We start from the raw sequence: 277 nt of genomic DNA on the forward strand, positions 1-277 counted from the left end.
CCTGGATCGATGGTGTACCAAGACCATGCGCTCGAAGATCGAACCGATGAAGCGGGTCGCCAGAATGCTGCGTGGGCACCGGACTCTTTTGCTCAACTGGTTCCGGGCCAAAGGACAGCTCTCCAGCGGTGTGGTGGAGGGTTTCAATACCAAAGCAAAACTGACGGTCAGAAAAGCGTTCGGATTTCGCACCTACCGCGCGCTGGAAATCGCTTTGTATCATACACTTGGCGCGTTACCGGAACCGAAGGTTCCCCACAGATTCTGCTGACGAGGC

General features: G+C 56.0%; 1 protein-coding gene. It reads left to right on the forward strand.

What is annotated here, in order from left to right; translation table 11 throughout:
• Positions 1-271, forward strand: a 271-nt coding sequence (locus ACYQ2W_RS26850) for a transposase (protein ID WP_459874212.1), incomplete at its 5' end; no start/stop codon positions are given.
• Between the last annotated feature and the right edge of the window lie 6 nt (positions 272-277).

Source organism: Endothiovibrio diazotrophicus (assembly GCF_054657215.1).